At 71.1% G+C, this 15,692-nt stretch carries 12 protein-coding genes and 1 pseudogene; 6 read left to right on the plus strand and 7 right to left on the minus strand.

Translation table 11 applies throughout. The annotated features are described in order from the left end of the window. Positions 1 to 20 precede the first annotated feature (20 nt). Positions 21 to 1,763: a pyruvate dehydrogenase gene (locus ACFWXQ_RS10510; RefSeq protein WP_383950858.1), complete on the plus strand. Its 1,743-nt coding sequence runs from the start codon at positions 21 to 23 to the stop codon at positions 1,761 to 1,763. 24 nt (positions 1,764 to 1,787) lie between these two features. Here the strand turns inward: ACFWXQ_RS10510 and ACFWXQ_RS10515 are convergent, their stop codons facing one another. Then, positions 1,788 to 3,389 carry a helix-turn-helix domain-containing protein gene (locus tag ACFWXQ_RS10515; RefSeq protein WP_383950861.1) on the minus strand — a complete coding sequence of 534 codons (1,602 nt, stop codon included), beginning with the start codon at positions 3,387 to 3,389 and terminating at the stop codon, positions 1,788 to 1,790. A gap of 320 nt (positions 3,390 to 3,709) precedes the next feature. Between ACFWXQ_RS10515 and ACFWXQ_RS10520 the strand changes: the two genes are divergently transcribed. The 3 genes from ACFWXQ_RS10520 to ACFWXQ_RS10530 all read left to right on the plus strand — a co-directional run bounded on the left by ACFWXQ_RS10520 (position 3,710) and on the right by ACFWXQ_RS10530 (position 7,076). Beyond that, positions 3,710 to 4,423 (plus strand): hypothetical protein, encoded by a 714-nt coding sequence (locus ACFWXQ_RS10520; protein WP_383950863.1) that lies wholly within the window; start codon positions 3,710 to 3,712, stop codon positions 4,421 to 4,423. Between the two features lie 242 nt (positions 4,424 to 4,665). Further along, positions 4,666 to 5,478 (plus strand): serine/threonine protein kinase, encoded by an 813-nt coding sequence (locus ACFWXQ_RS10525; protein ID WP_383950866.1) that lies wholly within the window; start codon positions 4,666 to 4,668, stop codon positions 5,476 to 5,478. 59 nt (positions 5,479 to 5,537) lie between these two features. Beyond that, complete coding sequence (locus ACFWXQ_RS10530) at positions 5,538 to 7,076, plus strand: serine/threonine-protein kinase (RefSeq protein ID WP_383950869.1); 1,539 nt, start codon at positions 5,538 to 5,540, stop codon at positions 7,074 to 7,076. Positions 7,077 to 7,151: 75 nt separating this feature from the next. On the opposite strand, the gene ACFWXQ_RS10535 is transcribed toward ACFWXQ_RS10530, so the two are convergent. Then, positions 7,152 to 8,354 (minus strand): hypothetical protein, encoded by a 1,203-nt coding sequence (locus tag ACFWXQ_RS10535; RefSeq protein ID WP_383950872.1) that lies wholly within the window; start codon positions 8,352 to 8,354, stop codon positions 7,152 to 7,154. A 92-nt stretch (positions 8,355 to 8,446) separates the two neighbouring features. Continuing rightward, positions 8,447 to 8,815: a hypothetical protein gene (locus ACFWXQ_RS10540; RefSeq protein ID WP_383950875.1), complete on the minus strand. Its 369-nt coding sequence runs from the start codon at positions 8,813 to 8,815 to the stop codon at positions 8,447 to 8,449. A 547-nt stretch (positions 8,816 to 9,362) separates the two neighbouring features. Here ACFWXQ_RS10540 and ACFWXQ_RS10545 point away from each other — a divergent pair. Beyond that, positions 9,363 to 9,866 (plus strand): ATP-binding protein, encoded by a 504-nt coding sequence (locus ACFWXQ_RS10545; protein WP_383950878.1) that lies wholly within the window; start codon positions 9,363 to 9,365, stop codon positions 9,864 to 9,866. A 120-nt stretch (positions 9,867 to 9,986) separates the two neighbouring features. On the opposite strand, the gene ACFWXQ_RS10550 is transcribed toward ACFWXQ_RS10545, so the two are convergent. Together ACFWXQ_RS10550 and ACFWXQ_RS10555 are read right to left on the minus strand one after the other, a co-directional pair. Beyond that, positions 9,987 to 11,024 carry a DUF2637 domain-containing protein gene (locus ACFWXQ_RS10550; protein ID WP_384095288.1) on the minus strand — a complete coding sequence of 346 codons (1,038 nt, stop codon included), beginning with the start codon at positions 11,022 to 11,024 and terminating at the stop codon, positions 9,987 to 9,989. A gap of 326 nt (positions 11,025 to 11,350) precedes the next feature. Next, entirely contained in the window at positions 11,351 to 12,232 is an 882-nt protein-coding gene (locus ACFWXQ_RS10555) for a (2Fe-2S)-binding protein (protein ID WP_383949207.1), read from the minus strand. A 778-nt stretch (positions 12,233 to 13,010) separates the two neighbouring features. Between ACFWXQ_RS10555 and ACFWXQ_RS10560 the strand changes: the two are divergent. Then, positions 13,011 to 13,640: pseudogene (locus ACFWXQ_RS10560) on the plus strand (GntR family transcriptional regulator); the annotation flags it as partial. A 128-nt stretch (positions 13,641 to 13,768) separates the two neighbouring features. On the opposite strand, the gene ACFWXQ_RS10565 reads toward ACFWXQ_RS10560, so the two are convergent. Together ACFWXQ_RS10565 and ACFWXQ_RS10570 are read right to left on the minus strand one after the other, a co-directional pair. After that, the gene (locus tag ACFWXQ_RS10565) at positions 13,769 to 14,542 is read right to left on the minus strand and encodes a hypothetical protein (protein WP_383949210.1); all 774 of its coding nucleotides are present in this window, start codon (positions 14,540 to 14,542) and stop codon (positions 13,769 to 13,771) included. A gap of 150 nt (positions 14,543 to 14,692) precedes the next feature. After that, complete coding sequence (locus ACFWXQ_RS10570; protein ID WP_383949244.1) at positions 14,693 to 14,998, minus strand: acyl carrier protein; 306 nt, start codon at positions 14,996 to 14,998, stop codon at positions 14,693 to 14,695. Between the last annotated feature and the right edge of the window lie 694 nt (positions 14,999 to 15,692).

Genomic DNA, 15,692 nt, shown 5'->3' on the forward strand with positions numbered 1-15,692 from the left:
AGCTAAGGGGCGCGTGACTCATGGCCAAGCAGAACGTCGCCGAGCAGTTCATCGACATCCTCGTCCGCGCGGGCGTCAAACGCCTCTACGGAGTCGTGGGCGACAGCCTCAACCCGGTGGTCGACGCCATCCGGCGCAACTCGGCCATCGACTGGATCCACGTCCGCCACGAGGAGACGGCCGCCTTCGCGGCGGGAGCGGAGGCCCAGATCACGGGCCGGCTCGCCGCCTGCGCCGGCTCCTGCGGCCCGGGCAACCTGCACCTCATCAACGGCCTCTACGACGCCCACCGGTCCATGGCCCCGGTCCTCGCCCTCGCCTCGCACATCCCCTCCAGCGAGATCGGCCTCGGGTTCTTCCAGGAGACCCATCCCGACCAGCTGTTCCGCGAGTGCAGCCACTACAGCGAGATGATCTCCAACCCGAAGCAGATGCCCCGGCTGCTCCAGACCGCCATCCAGCACGCGGTCGGACAGAGCGGGGTGAGCGTCGTGACGCTGCCGGGAGACATCGCAGACCAGCCCGCCCCCGACAAGCCCGTCGAGACCGCCCTCGTCACCTCCCGCCCCAGCGTCCGCCCCGGCGACACCGAGATCGACAAGCTCGCCGCGATGATCGACGAGGCCGACAAGGTCACCCTCTTCTGCGGCAGCGGCACCGCCGGCGCGCACGCCGAGGTCATGCAGTTCGCCGAGAAGATCAAGTCCCCGGTGGGGCACGCCCTGCGCGGGAAGGAATGGATCCAGTACGACAACCCGTACGACGTCGGCATGAGCGGACTCCTCGGGTACGGCGCCGCCTACGAGGCCACCCACGAGTGCGACCTGCTGATCCTGCTCGGGACGGACTTCCCGTACAACGCCTTCCTGCCCGACGACGTCAAGATCGCCCAGGTCGACGTACGGCCCGAACGCCTGGGCAGGCGCTCGAAGTTGGACCTCGCGGTGTGGGGCGACGTGAAGGAGACCCTGCGCTGTCTCACCCCGAAGGTGAGCCCCAAGAGCAACCGCCGCTTCCTCGACAAGATGCTGAAAAAGCACGCCGACGCGCTCGAAGGCGTCGTGAAGGCGTACACGCGCAAGGTCGAGAAGCACGTCCCGGTCCACCCCGAGTACGTCGCCTCCGTCCTCGACGAACTCGCCGACGAGGACGCCGTGTTCACGGTCGACACCGGCATGTGCAACGTATGGGCGGCCCGCTACATCACTCCCAACGGCCGCCGCCGCATCATCGGTTCCTTCTCGCACGGCTCGATGGCGAACGCGCTGCCGCAGGCCATCGGCGCGCAGTTCACCGACCGGGAGCGGCAGGTCGTCTCGATGTCCGGCGACGGCGGATTCTCCATGCTGATGGGCGACTTCCTCACCCTCGTCCAGTACGACCTGCCGGTGAAGGTCGTCCTCTTCAACAACTCCTCCCTGGGCATGGTCGAGTTGGAGATGCTGGTCGCCGGACTTCCCTCGTACGGCACCGCCAACAAGAACCCCGACTTCGCCGCGGTCGCCCGCGCCTGCGGTGCCTACGGCGTACGCGTCGAGAAGCCCAAGCAGCTCGCGGGAGCGCTGAAGGACGCCTTCAGGCACAAGGGCCCGGCGCTCGTCGACATCGTCACCGACCCCAACGCCCTGTCGATCCCGCCGAAGATCAGCGCGGAGATGGTCACCGGGTTCGCGCTGTCGGCGTCGAAGATGGTGCTGGACGGGGGAGTCGGCCGGATGGTGCAGATGGCCCGCTCCAACCTGCGCAACGTGCCGAGGCCGTAGGCAGCCGCATCGGGAGGCCGTGGCTCAGTCGCTGCGGGGGACCCACCGGCGGTCCGAACCGACCGAGCCGTACCAGTAGCGCGGGAGTCCCTCGACGCCGCTGGTACGGAACGGCTTGCCGTGGTCGTCGACACGGATCGTGCCGGTGCGTCCCTGGGACGACCAGTCGAGCTCCAGATACCAGCGGCAGTCGCAGGAATTCGTCCGTGCGTTGACGATCAGCACCTCCGGGTCCTCGGCTGACACCCGGTACGGCATACGCATCGCGGGGATCGGCCCGTCGACGTCACCGCCCGCGACCGCACGTGCGATGGGCCGGTCCTTGTCCAGGTCGACGGCGAAGGAGCGTGGGGTGATCGCTCCTCCGCAGCCCTCGTCCATGGAGTAGCCGGCGCCCCGCAGTTGGGTCGAGCGCCCGACGACCCGTACCCGGAGGGCCTCAAGGACGACGGCGGTGGACGACTTTCCCTGGACCGAGATCGTCACGATCGTCTCGCGCCCGTGCACCGCGTTCTGGCTGGCCGCCCACCGTGCGGCGTCCTGCGTGACCGGAGGCGGTGGGACCTGTTCCGGCTTCCTGTCGACGACGTACTCGTGGCCGCAGTCGAACGTCCAGCCGTGCGAGTTGGCGGTCCAGGTCAGCGGGAGGCCGGTGGAGCCGGAACCGTTCGGCCGGCCGGCTTTCCCCGACGGCTCGCCGCCCTTGCCCGGGGGTGTGGACGACTTTCCCTCGGCGTCGGGAGACGGCGAGCCCGACGAGGGTCCGGAGGCCTTGGGTGACGGGCTCGGTGACCGGCGGTCACGGGGGTCGCCGGTGGGCGCCGTCGAGGTCGGGCCCTCGCTCGGGCCGACGGCCTGGGAGGCGTCGCCGGACCGGCGGTCGTCGGACAGGGCGGACAGACTGCCCAGGGTGACCAGCAGCACCGTCACCACGGCGGCGGTGACCGCGACCCGCCGCCGGTACCAGGCTCGGCGGGGGCGCGGACCCGAGCCACCGGAGGAACTGGAAACGGTCGGCACGCTCGATTCGGGTTCGGGTTCGGGTTCGGGTTCGGCTTCCGAGCCCGAGCCCGCCTCCGCCTCCGCGTCCGAAGACTCCGACTCGTCGGTCTCTTCGGGGCCGTGGCGTCCGTCGGGACCGCCGCGTCCCTCCGCCCCGTCGCTTCCCTCGGGGCCGTCGATCTCCTCGCGGGTGCCGGTCTCCTGAGGGGCGGTGCCGCCCTCGGACTCGGCACGATGTCCCCCGGGCCCGGTGTCCGCTGCACCGGCGACCGGCGCCGAAGCCGGAACCGGCGCCGAAGCCGGAGTCGAGTCCGAAGCCGGTGCCGAAGCCGGATCCGGGCTCTCCTGCGCCCCCGTCGCCCGCGGCCGCTGTCGTGCCGCCACCGCCAGGATCCAGAGGCGGTGGAGTTCGAGCCGTTCGGCCGGTGTCGCCCCGCACAGGGCGGCGAACCGCTCCACGGGTGCGAAGTCGAGCGGCACCGCGTCACCGGCGCAGTAGCGGTGCAGCGTCGAGGTGTTCATGTTCACCCGGCGCGCGAGGGCGCCGTAACTGCGGTCCGTGCGCGCCTTCAGACGCCTCAGCAGTGCCGCGAACTCCTCGACGTCGTCGTCCCGAGTCGACACCGTGCCCCCGTGCTTCTCGTCGTGGCCCCTTGGTCGAAGGGGCGGTTCCCGTCCCGGGAGGGCATCCCAGGCACTCCATGTACCTGCACGTCAGATGGCCTGGGATGGTTCCACCGTCGCGGATACGGCGCTGTCTGTTGCGCAGGCCCCGAGTGACGGCTGATGCTCTTGGTGTCGCACCGACCGCCGCCGGACCGACCACCCGGTGGCAGCCCACGACCGGGACCGGCGTCGACACCCGTGCACACGGATCCTTCCCGTGTGCACCTCACTTCACCGACCAGCGCGGATCAGTCATGCACTCATACACAGGGGGACCCATGTCCAAGCGCACCCGAGCGGCCTCGCTCACCACCTTCGTCGCCGCGAGCGTCGCTCTCGGTGCGGTGCTCGCCGGCCCGGCCGACGCAACCGGCAAGGACTCCGCAGGGAAGGACTCCGCAGGGAAGAGCGCGAGCGTCTCGAAGCACGCCTCCACGAACGCCTCCACGAACGCCTCGGCGAAGGTGAAGGCGGGCGCGTGGCCGAAGTTCCTGTCGGCCTCGCAGCTGCCCCCGCACGCCTCGTCCTCCTGGAGGGCGGGCAAGGTCACGGACGGCGTGCCGGACGAGCTCCGGTTCTGCGTCCAGGACACTCTGCCGGGCTACGACTCCCGCTACCGCGACTTCCGGACCGACCTTGAGACCAACGCCCAGCAGCTCACCTTCGTCGTCGGCAGCAGCGCCAAGGCCAAGGCCCTGGCCACGCGGCTGAACAAGGACATCCGGGCGTGCGCCACACGGATCGAGCAGTCCGACCCGGAGACCGAGGCCGCGCTGAAGGACTACGGCAAGCTGCCGGTCGAGGAGGGCGCCCACGCCTACGGCCTGCACACCGAGACGTCCTGGGGCGCCACCGACATCAACCTCTACTCGGTCGGCAGGGACGGGCGGGCCGTCACCCTCGTGCGCTGGGGGCAGATGGGCGACTTCTCCGACGCGCCGGTGAAGGCGTTCAAGAAGACGACGACGACAGCGGTCAACAAGCTCTACTGACCACCGCCGGGGGAAAGTGCCGGAGCCGCCCTCCCGCCACGGGGGTGTGAGAGGGCGGCTCCTCCGCACGAGCAACACGGGCAAGCCTTCGGACAGCGGGCGTACTGCTTCCGCATCGGCGCCGAGGGCTTCGGGAGCGAGCAGCTCCGCGCCGCGGCGGCGAGGCGAGAACCGGCCGCCGCCGGTGCCCGGGGTTGATCTGCGCACTACAATCCTCGCGACCTCATCGGGGGAGAGACGTCGTGGAAACGATCATTGTCCAATTACCGGGTCCGTCGTGGGCGGACGGCGAGCACGACCGACGCGAAGGCGGCCCCGGACCCGGACTGCTGCACCTGGGGCCCGGCGACATGGCCGACTTCGGGCGCGGCGGGTCGGGGGCCGCGGACCTGGCGGTCGTCCTGGCCGACCCGGGCGTCTCGCGGCGCGCCGGACGGCTGGACGCCGCCGAGGACTACTGGCGGCTGTCCAACTTCAGCCGGACCGCCGGTTATGTGGTGGAGAACCTGGAGGGCGCCGGCGAGTACATCACGGTGGCCCCCGGCCGTCTCGGCGCGCCGGTCCCCTTCGAGTTCTCCCGTGTCGTGCTGCCCGCCCTGAACGGAACCGTCGACTTCAAGGTGTTCGCTCCGCAGCACGCCTACCTCGACGAACGGTCCGTGCCCGGCGCGGGTGACCAGACCGTCAACCCCTTCGCCCTCGACCAGACGTCGAAGTACTTCCTCGTCCTGGTGGCGCTGTGCGAGCCGCGGCTGCGCGAGCCCTCGGACACGACGCTCCCCGGCGCGGGGGAGATCGCGGAACGGCTGCGTCCACTGGACTCCTGCCGCGATCTGTCCCGCTCGGCGGTCAACTACCACATCGACTACCTGTCCTTCGCGAAACTGCGCCTGGACCAGGGGGACATGGAGGGGGAGCAGGGCGGCCGTACCGGTGCCAAGCGCGCCCGGCTGGTGGCGTCGGCGCTCCGCTTCGGCCTCGTACGCGAGGAGCACCTCGCCCTGCTCCCGCGCCGTACGGCGAGCCGCCGTCCCGTACAGGCGGCTCCCGCGTGACACCGTCGTCCAGTGCGGAAGGCTCCCACCCGCCTCCGCCCCTCGAAGAAGGCCCCGCATTGACCCCCCGCACCCCACGCACAGACCCCTCGCCGCACCTCCCCGCCGGCTTCCGCATCGACGGCTGGGAGCTCGGCGCACCCATCGGATCCGGCGCCTGGGGCACCGTCCACGAGGCCCGTTCCGTCGCCGACGACACCCCGGTCGCGGTGAAGGTGCTGCGCACCGACGCCCTGGCTCCGGGGCAGCGGGCCGCCCTCGGTGAACTCGTCCAGCGCGAGGTGCGGTTCAGCCGGGAGGCGGACCACCCCAACCTCGTACGGACCCATGCGGTGTGCACCGTCGAGGCGCCGGACCATCCCGGTCTGGACGGTTCGATCGCCCTGGTCATGGACCGTGCCGAGCGCAGCCTCCAGGACGTGCTCGACGCCACCGAGGCCGGTCGGCCGGTCCCCGACGCGGACCGCGTACTGCGTTCGGTGGCGGCCGGTCTCGCGCACATGCACGGCGCCGGATGGGTGCACGGCGATCTGAAACCGGCCAACATCCTGTTGAGCGCGGACGGCGACGTGTGGCTCGCCGACTTCGGGGTCGCCGCGGAACTGGAGGGCACCCACGCCCATATGCCGCCGCTCGGCACCCTCGACCATCTGCCGCCCGAGTGGTGGTCCCAGCGCACCGACGCGCGGGGCACGGTCGTCCGGACGACCGCCGACATCTGGGCCTTCGGCGTCCTCGCCCACCAGGTGCTCACGGGCGGGCTGCACCCGTTCCCGGGGGCCACCGCCAGGGCCCGCTCCCTCGCCGCCCAGTCCTACGCGCGGGGCACCGCCCCGCTGCGCCTGGACGCCGACATCGAGGAGAGCCGGCGCCGGCTGATCGCCGATTGTCTGTCACCGAACCACGCCACGCGTCTGGAGTACACCGCCGACGTCCTCAAGGCCCGCGTCGAAGAGCTGTCCGGCGCTCCCCGCCGTCGCCGGCGGTTGGTACCGGTCGTCGCGGGCGTCACGGCGGTGGCCGTCGCCGTGACCGGCGCGTTCCTGCTACGGGGTATTGGCGTTGCCGACGAAGAGGTTGGCCGTGGCACATCCCCCAGGGCCACGCCCACGGCCACCCCCAGCCCCCTGGCCGCGGGCGAGATACCGCCGGACTCCGACGTGCCCAAGGCACTGCGCCCGGTCATCGTGAAGGCCGCACACCGCTGTACCGACAAGGAGATCACCCCCATCGTGCTCGCCGCCATGCTCAAGGCGGAGAGCGGGTTCGACGCCAAGGCGGCCCGCCCGGCCTCCGAGGAGTTCGGCATCGCGATGTGGACGCCCTCGGTGTTCCGGGCCTGGGCCGTGGACGGGGACGGTGACGGCGACAAGGACCACATGTCGCCGCCCGACGCGATCTCCACGATGAGCCTGTACGTGTGCTGGCTCGACCAGCGTTTCAAGGAGGCCGGGCTGCCGGAGAAGGACCTCGTCAGGCTCGTCGTGGCCGGCTACCGCACGAGTGACCGCACGATCATCGAGGAGCGCGGCGTCCCGGAGCGCGTGCGGCCGCACGTGGACAAGGTGATGCGCTACCTCGCCGACTATGAGCGGTGACTTCTCGCCGACCACGAACGGTGAGTCGGGCCCCCGGCAGGCGAAGGGGACCCGGCTCAACGGCTCACGCCTCGGCTACGACCCGGCGCAGTCCGGCACGTCCGGCAGCCGGTTGTCGGGCGAGCTGATGTAGATGTTGGAGATGTAGCCGCCGTACTGGGGCAGATACGCCCACCACTCGTTGTTGTACGGCGGCACGCTGACGGTCTGGCCCTTCTTCTGGCAGCCCACCAACACCTCGACCCCGGCGGGCAGTTGGGTCATCGGCGGGTTGGCGGTGGACGGGTCCCGGCGGACGTTCACGTGCTCGCTCCAGGTTCCGTACCACTTGCCCGCCGGCCGTACCCCGCCGGGCACGTTCAGGGAGCGGGTCAGCCGGCCGATGTCGGTGTAGGCCTTGCCGTACGAGGTGCCGTCCGGATGGAGCGTCAGGACCGCCACGATCGTACGGTCGCCCGCGCCCACGGTGCCGGTGGTGTGCAGCGCCGGGCGGGTGAGGTTCACGGCATCCGCGGCGCGGTCCTCCGGAGCGGCGGCGGTCCGCGCGCCGGTGGTCGCACGCGTGGCGGCGGCCGAGTCCGGCGGGCCGCAGGTGCCCTCCGGGAACGAGGAGCCCGCCCAGCCCTGTTTCACGGCCCAGGGGCGGTCGAACGCCCCGGCGATGCCGAAGTGCTGGTCGAAGTCGTCCGAGGCACAGCGCGTGGACTGGCGCAGGTTGCCCATGACGAAGTCGCGCACCGGGGCCGGTGCCGTGTCCAGGAGGTAGCGGTAGATCTTCACGGTGTCGCGGGCCGAGAGGGCGGTGTAGCCCCAGTAGCCCTCGTAGCCGGCGGGCGGTCGGGCGGTGTCGGTCAGGCTGAGTTCGCGGGCCATCCGTTCGATGATCGCCGGACCGCCGTACGTGGACCAGTAGTAGTTGGCCGCGTCGTCGTCGCTGCTGCGCAGCATGGGCTCCAGACGGGCCCGGTCGGCAGCCGGGATGGAGTAGGACGGTCCGCGGTTCCAGAGGAAGTCCAGGGTCAGCAGCAGCTTGACGACGGAGGCGGACCTGAACTGCGCGGAGGCGTTGACCTGTTCGGTGAAGGTTCCGGTCTGCCGGTCGAAGACGGCGACCCCGGCGGTGACGCCCTCGGGGATCTGGGCGGCGGCGGGTGCCTGGGTGGCGGCGGTGGCCGGTGTGGCCGCGCCGGAGGTCAGGACCAGAAGTGCGGCGGCGGACGCGAGAAGTGTTCTCCACACGTGTCCGGCCGTTCCGCGAAGGCGCGCGGTGCGGTGCATGGTGGTTGTCTCCCCCTGGAGGAACGGCACGGCCCCGACGACTACCGGGACGGCGCCGGCCGGGTTTCGAGCGGCGGACGGTGCAGGCGGGGTCAGTCCAGGTGCGGCCTGAGGACGATCGAGTTGATCGGTGTGAGGTCGGCGTACACACCGGTTCCCTCGGCGAGCATGTCGGCCGTGCAGTCCGTGCCGCTGCTGTAGCACAGCATGGCGAGCGCACCGTCGTACTGGTTGTTGAGGACCCAGTGATTGCCGTACTGGTTCTGGAGATTGTGCGTGCCGTACGTCCAGTAGATGTGGCTCGGGCTGACGGCGGGGTTCTGGTTCTGCGGGTAGACGCACACGGCGCCGTACGGGCAGCCGGCCCACTCGTCGGCCGCCTGGGCCTCCGATGTGCCGACCGCCGTCAGGGCCGCTGTCGCGAGCGCGAGTGCGGCGGCGCCGCGAAGAAGTCTGCGCATGGTCTTCTTACTCCTCCGTGGAGTCGGTGAACTCGAACCCTAGGAAGAGAAGCGGGCGACCGGTCCTGACGGATGTCAGGTTGACTGCGACCGGATCGGCAGCGCGGTATCGGTAGTTGGGCCGAGCGTGGGTGGTCGCGCGGCCCCCGGGGCCGTAGGCGCACCAGGATGCGGCACGGCCCGGTCGGCCGTCGGCCCCACGGGCAGATGTACCGGCCTGTCTCATCGCGAGTGAGGACGCGGGGATCAGGCGTGATCGCGCCGGTCAGCCCTTGCAGGGGCACCCGGAACGGCGTACGACAGCCCCTTCACCTTGCGGCCCTCCACTCCCGGGGCGTCCGGCCCTCCACCCGTGATCGTCCGTCGGGTGGCGGCGGCTCGGGCGGGTGGGTTGTCGTACGACTTTTCCGGGCGGCGAGGGGCCATCTGTGGACGTATCAGGGGTGGTTGACGATTCGACATGAGTGTCGTGTTCCGGGCCGGGGCATGCATTCCGTGAACGTGTTCGAGCAGGAGGGGAATCGACAGCGGCGTGTGGGCGGGGGTCATGAAGAGGCAGGCACGAGGAGGCGGTCCCGTCGTATCCGGGGCCTTCTCGGCGAAGACGGTACAGACGACCACGACGGCGGGGGACACAGCGGACGGAACGACCGACCAGCACGGCGTTCCGCAACTCAGGCTCAGGCTCGGGCGGTGTGACCTGCGGGCGGTGCCCCAGGTCCGCAGGGCGCTGCGGGACCTGCTCGCCCACTGGGGGAGGCCCGGCCGATCCGAGATAGCGGAGCTGCTGACCAGCGAACTCGTCACCAACGCTCTCGTTCACACCAACCACGACGCGCTGCTGACAGCCACCGTCGGCCCGCGCGGACTCCGGGTGGAGGTAAGGGACTTCGTGGGACGCAGGCCGAGACTGCGGGTACCGAACGCCGACGACGGTACGCACGGCAGGGGCCTGATCCTGGTGCAGTCCCTCGCGGACGCGTGGGGAGTCCGGGTCCACGGGGTGGGGAAGGTCGTGTGGTTCGAACTGGACGGGGGAGCGGCGGCGTGAACCCGGCCGGAGCGGCGACCTGACACCGGACAGAGCAGGGACCTGAGAACTGGACGGGGGCGCGGCATCAACTGCCGCGCCCCCGTCCAGAGTTGAAGCCTCAGGAGGCCTCGGCCCGGATCAGCCGAACTGCTGCTCCAGGTCCTTCAGCTTGCGCTCAAGGGAGTCGAGTCGAGGGAGCGCCATTGTGTCGTCCTCCGCGGTGAGATCGACCGTCGAGGACTCAGTCCCTCGGCGGACGGGCTGCAACGAGGGTCGGGCGGCGCGTGCGGGTAGTTCCGGCGTTGCTATGGCAGGCTCCGCGGCGACCTGGGTGGCCGCCGGGGCCGGCTGGAGTTCCGCCTGACGGCCGCCGCCGCGTCCGATCATTCCGCGGTGGCCGCGGGTGATCGCCTTGATGCGGGCACGGTCCAGCTTCTCCTGGTCGCGCCGACGCAGCCGGTTCTGCTCCTTCTCCCGCTTGTCCTCACGCACTTCCTCGACGGCCTCGTCCAGGCTGCGCACGTTCTCGAGGAGCATCAGGGACCAGGCGCCGTAGGTCTCACGCGGGGCACGCAGCCACCGTACGATCCGGATCTGCGGCAGCGGCCGGGGCACCAGACCCTGCTCGCGCAGGGCGGCACGGCGGGTCTGCTTCAGCGCGCGGTCGAACAGGACGGCGGCCGACAGGGACATGCCGGCGAAGAAGTGCGGGGCGCCCGCGTGGCCGAGGCCCCTGGGGGCGTGCACCCAGTTGAACCAGGCGGCGGCAGCAGCGAACGTCCACACGAGTATCCGGGAGCCGAGCGCCGCGTCACCGTGGCTGGCCTCGCGCACCGCGAGTACGGAGCAGAACATGGCCGCGCCGTCCAGGCCGAACGGCACCAGGTACTGCCAGCCGCCGGACAGGTTCAGATTCTGCTCGCCGAAGCCGACCAGGCCATGGAAGGAGAGTGCGGCGGCGACCGCGGCACAGCAGAAGAGCAGTACATAGGAGGCGGTGCCGTAGACGGCCTCCTTGCGCCTGCGGCGCTCTTCCGTGCGCTCCCACGAATCGTCGGCGTGGGTCTTCGCCCCGGCGCGCTTGCCACGCGCGAGCACCGCAACCGCCGCCAGCAGGCCCAGGAGCAGCACGGCGCCGGGAAGCAGCCAGTTCAGCGATATGTCGGTCAGTCTCATCTGGGGTCCCTTGCATTGGGATAGGGCGTAACGCCCGCCATAGTGGCCCAATCCCGTGCGTCCTCAGAGGGTTTCGGGGCAAGAGGCCGCCAAGGGAGTGCAAGGGTATGCGCGAGGACGGCATTCTCCTCGAACTGCCGCTTGAGGAGCGGGAGTTGAGTTCGAGTTAGATTACCCTTACGGGTGGTTCCACGGAAAGTTCTTGCGGCAAGTGAGGACTTTGTGAATCGACTGTAACCAAAGGGCTCGGCCGGGCCGCCGTGAAGGTGCCCGGTTCCGTGCCGAGTTGATCTTACGTGACGTGGAGTCAGCCGGTTGCCACGGGATCAGCCCGCCGCGGCCGCCTCCGCCGTCAGCTTCGCGATGCGGACCGCCTCGGAGTTGCGCGGGCAGTTGGCGCAGGTGTCCTCGGCGTCGAGCGTGTAGTAGAAGCAGCAGCTCGCCCGGTCACGGGTGGACAGGCACTCGCCGTTCGAACCGGTCACCTCACGGAAGCCGGCCGCGCCGACGTACGGCCGGGTCGTGCCGGGGAACAGCCGCTCCAGCTCGTCCTTCGCGCGCCGCTGCTCGCCCAGGAGCCCGGCCACGTACCAGAGGCTCTCGACGACCTCGTCCGTCGCCATGCCCCACAGGGCGCGGCCCCGGCGGCGCGTCCGGGGGCCGAATGAGTCGAGGACCGGTTCCAGGTGCTCGGCCACGGCGGCCCGTACCGCCGCGCGCAGGGCCTCCTCGTCGGGGACGACCCGGGCGCCGGGCAGCGCGGCCGCCGGATCGTCCGGCAGACAGGCGAACTCACCGACGCGTACGGCGATGCTGCCGGGCATGCGCTGGAAGGTGACGTGCCGCACGGGAAGGCGGGGCACCCGGCGCAGCAGGAACCACGGCACCGTGATCAGCAGACAGGCCGGCCAGGCGTAACGGTGCAGACCGAAGCTGGCGATCACGTCCGGACGGCCCCGCCGTCCGTGGTCCCTGAGCACCTGGTCGTCGTCCCACGCGAGGAACGCGTCCAGGGCGGCCCCGCCCTCCGCGAGCCCGGCGACGGAGATCCACCCGTCGCCCGTCGGGGCCGGTTCGTGCGGTGCGAGTTCCGTGACGCCCAGCGACGGGAGCACCTCGGTCATCCGCGTGTACGCCGCTGTGAGAGCCGAGCCGACCGGGCGTACGTCTGCGCCGGGCGAGGTCTCGGCCGGGGCGGGAGCGGACATGCAGGGGCCCCGTTCCGTGATCAGTTGCAGGTAAGGCTTACCTTACCCGATACGATCGAGGTTTACCCTGTTCTGTCGGGGTCGCTCCGGACCCCGACCGAAATACTCATCACCACTGCCCGTCCTGGAGGAGGCTCCCGTGGAGAAGGCCGGTTCGCGCGAGGCGTACGGCTCCGCAGGAGACCCTTCGGAGACCGCCACCGGGGCGGAGACGCCCCGGGTACCCCAGCAGCAGAGCCGGGCCACGAGCGAGGCCCGGGAACGCGCGGCCGGCCGGGCGTTCCGCGAGGACACCCCCCGGGACGCCACCGCACCCGGCACCCCGGCTTCAGCTCCCGCTCCCACCCCTGCTCCCGCTCCCGCCGAGCACACCGCCCGCGGGGAGCACACGCACAGCGAGACGCCCATTCCGCAGCCGAGGGTGACGCGGGAGGGGCTCCCGGCCTCGGCGGACGCCCCGGGAACCGGTGCACGGCGGACTTCGACGGCCGCTTCCGGGCGTCCGGGCACGCCGGAGGCCTTCGGAGACCCGTGGCACCACGGAGCCGCCGGAGCTCCCGCCGGTCCCGCGGCTCCCGGTGGCTTCGGGGGGCCCGCAAGCCGCGGTACGCCCGGAGGACCCGGAGCGCCGAGCGCACCGGCTGGGCCGGGCGGCCCGGGCGTACGCGATGGATCCGGCTCGCGTGCAGTCCCCGCCGCCCGTACGTCTTCCGCGCCCCCGCCCCCGGCCTCGTCCGCGTCCCCGGCCTCGTCCGCGCGACCGGCCCTGTCCGAGTCCCCCCGCCCCGCGATTCAGCGGGCCTCCGTCCGCGGCCAGATCCTCGACGCACTGCGGGCCGCCCTAGTTGCCGGCGAACTCGCCCCCGGTGAGGTCTACTCGGCCCCCGCGCTCGGCGAACGCTTCGGTGTCTCGGCGACGCCCGTACGCGAGGCCATGCAGCAACTCGCCGTCGAGGGCGCCGTGGAGGTCGTACCGAACCGGGGCTTCCGTGTCGTCGAGCGCGGCGCCCGCGAGCTGGCCGAACTCGCCGAGATCCGCGGGCTGATCGAGGCGCCCGTGATGCTGCGCCTGGCCTGCACCCTGTCGGCCGACGACTGGGAGGACCTGCGCCCTCTCGCGGAGGAGACGGCCAGGGCGGCGGCCGTCGGCTGCCGGGCGACGTACGCCGAGGCCGACCGTGCCTTCCACCGGGCGATCCTCGCCCTCGCGGGCAACGAGCAGCTCGTACGCATCGCGGACGAGCTTCACCGGCGGGCGCAGTGGCCCCTCGGCGGAAGCCCGACCGCTCGCGCCCGCCTCGAACTGATGGCGGACGCGGCCCAGCACCTCGCCCTCCTGGACGCCCTGTCCGCACAGGACCTGTCGGCGGTAGAGGCGCTGCTGCGGGAGCACTTCGTCAACATGTGAGACTCAGCTGGCCGCGGGCCCCGTAAGGGGCGCGGGGCTGTGACATTTTGCGGCTCCGCCGCGGGGCGCGCCCAGCCCCCACCCACCCGCACACGACACGCAAACCGGCGGCAGCCAAGCGCGGCGGTTCAGGCCGTAGCCGCCGGCGGAGTCAACTGGCCCGCCAGCCAGGTCGGTACGCCACCAAGGAGGCGGAACAGCCGCCCCGCCTCCGCACGCAGCCGCGAGGCCTCCGGCTCGGTCTCCGCGTCGGCCAGGGAGGCCAGGGCCGGGGCCGTGCCCACCAGATAGCCCAACTCCTCCCGGATGCGCAGGGATTCACCGAAGCCGTGCCGTGCCTCCACCAACTCGCCCTCGCGCAGGGCGAGTCCGGCGAGGTGGCGCCAGGTGAAGGAGAGCAAGAGGGGGTCGTCCTGGGCGGTGGCGCCGGCGTGGGCGCGGCGGTAGGCGGCGCGCGCGGACTGCGGGGAGTGGGCGAGGTTCTCGGCGAGCAGCCCGCGCCGGAAGTCGAGCAGGGCCCGGCCCGGTGCGCCCGGTGCGATCAGTGCGGCGGCCCGGCCGAGCGCGGCCCGCGCCTCGTCGGCCCGGTCGCGGACGGCGAGCAGCGTGGACGCGTACGCGAGCTGCCCGCGCTCGCACGCCGCGGCGCCCCGCTCGTCGTCGGACTGGGCCAGCGCCTCCGCCGTACGCAGCGCGTCCTCCGCCTCCGCCCAGCCCTGCTCGGTGTAGAGGCACCGCTCGACGAGGAGCGAGGCCCGCTGGAGCGCGGCCGAGGCCGTGTGGGGTTCGAGGAGCGCCGCCGCGTCGGCCCAGCAGGCGCGCGAGCGCAGCCGCCACACCGCGGTCTGGAGTGGATCGTCCCCTGCAGTCGTCCCGTAACCAGACATGGCGGTATGCGCCACGTTGCCCTCCCCGAGCACGCCATTGAGCTGTTGAGTGGTGGCGGCATCTCAGCACGAATGCACGCGCCCGGCCAAGGGGGTGGGTGAAGGATTTCACAAAGTCGTGGGATCGGCAGCGCCGGGGGCTGCCGAGCGCGACCGGGCTCGCACTTAGTTCCGGTCGGTGATGTCCTGGCGCGCGATGTAGTCCACGGCGGCGCGCACCGTGTGCACATGCCTTGCGTCCTCGTCCGAAATGCGTACGTTGAAGCGCTCCTCGGCTGCGACGAGCACCTCCACCAGAGACAGAGAGTCGACATCCAGATCATCCGTGAAGGACGCCCCCATATGGACTTCCTCCGCGGGGATGCCCGCGATCTCGTTGATGATGTCGGCCAGGCCGTCGAGGATCTCCCGCTTGTTGCGGGACCCGCTCTCGTCGACGTGTTCGGCCCGTTCGCCGGCCCGTGTCGCCACGTTGATGAGCCGCTGGTCGGGGTGGTTGAGCAGGGACTGCACGATGTACCAGAAGGAATCCGGGTCCAACCAGTGGAGTTCGTCGAGCGCATCGTCGACCATTCTGCTGTCCTGGGACTCGTGCCAGATCACCAGGGGTGCAAGAACCTGTGCGAGCCGAGTCGGTTCCTCGCGCAACACTCGACACAGAGCCTCCAGGAAGTCGGCCAATGTGTGCTGGGGCAGGCGTACAGAATGTTGATACGCCTCGAGCTCCTCCATGAGCAGGGACACCGGAAGCTTTTCGAGTCGTGAGACCAAGGCGCCGATTCCGCCGCTGCGTTTACGTCGCTCCAGTTCGCTGTGCCAGAGCCACAGCGCGAGCTGTTCCGGGTGTGCCATGCCGCTTGCCACCGTATGAGTCATGTCCAGGCCCGCCTCGCTGGACACGTTGCGACAGAAGGAGGCCCACGTCTCCCTGCTGGCCTGCGAGTGGGGCGACGCCTCGAGCGCTGTGGTAACCCGACGTACCGCTTGCCACAGGTCGGCGATCTTCTGTGCGTCCGGCCAGCGGGAGTTATCCACCTCGCGCCCAATCAGCCGGGGCTGGGGCCCGGGTGCCTCCGACAGTCGATCCCATACGGCTAGCGTCGGAGGCGGCAGGCGCCTGTGAAGAATGCTATCTGTGTCCAACGTCGTGCCAGGTTGTGTGGGC

The organism is Streptomyces sp. NPDC058697 (assembly GCF_042715345.1).
Classification (GTDB): domain Bacteria; phylum Actinomycetota; class Actinomycetes; order Streptomycetales; family Streptomycetaceae; genus Streptomyces; species Streptomyces liliifuscus.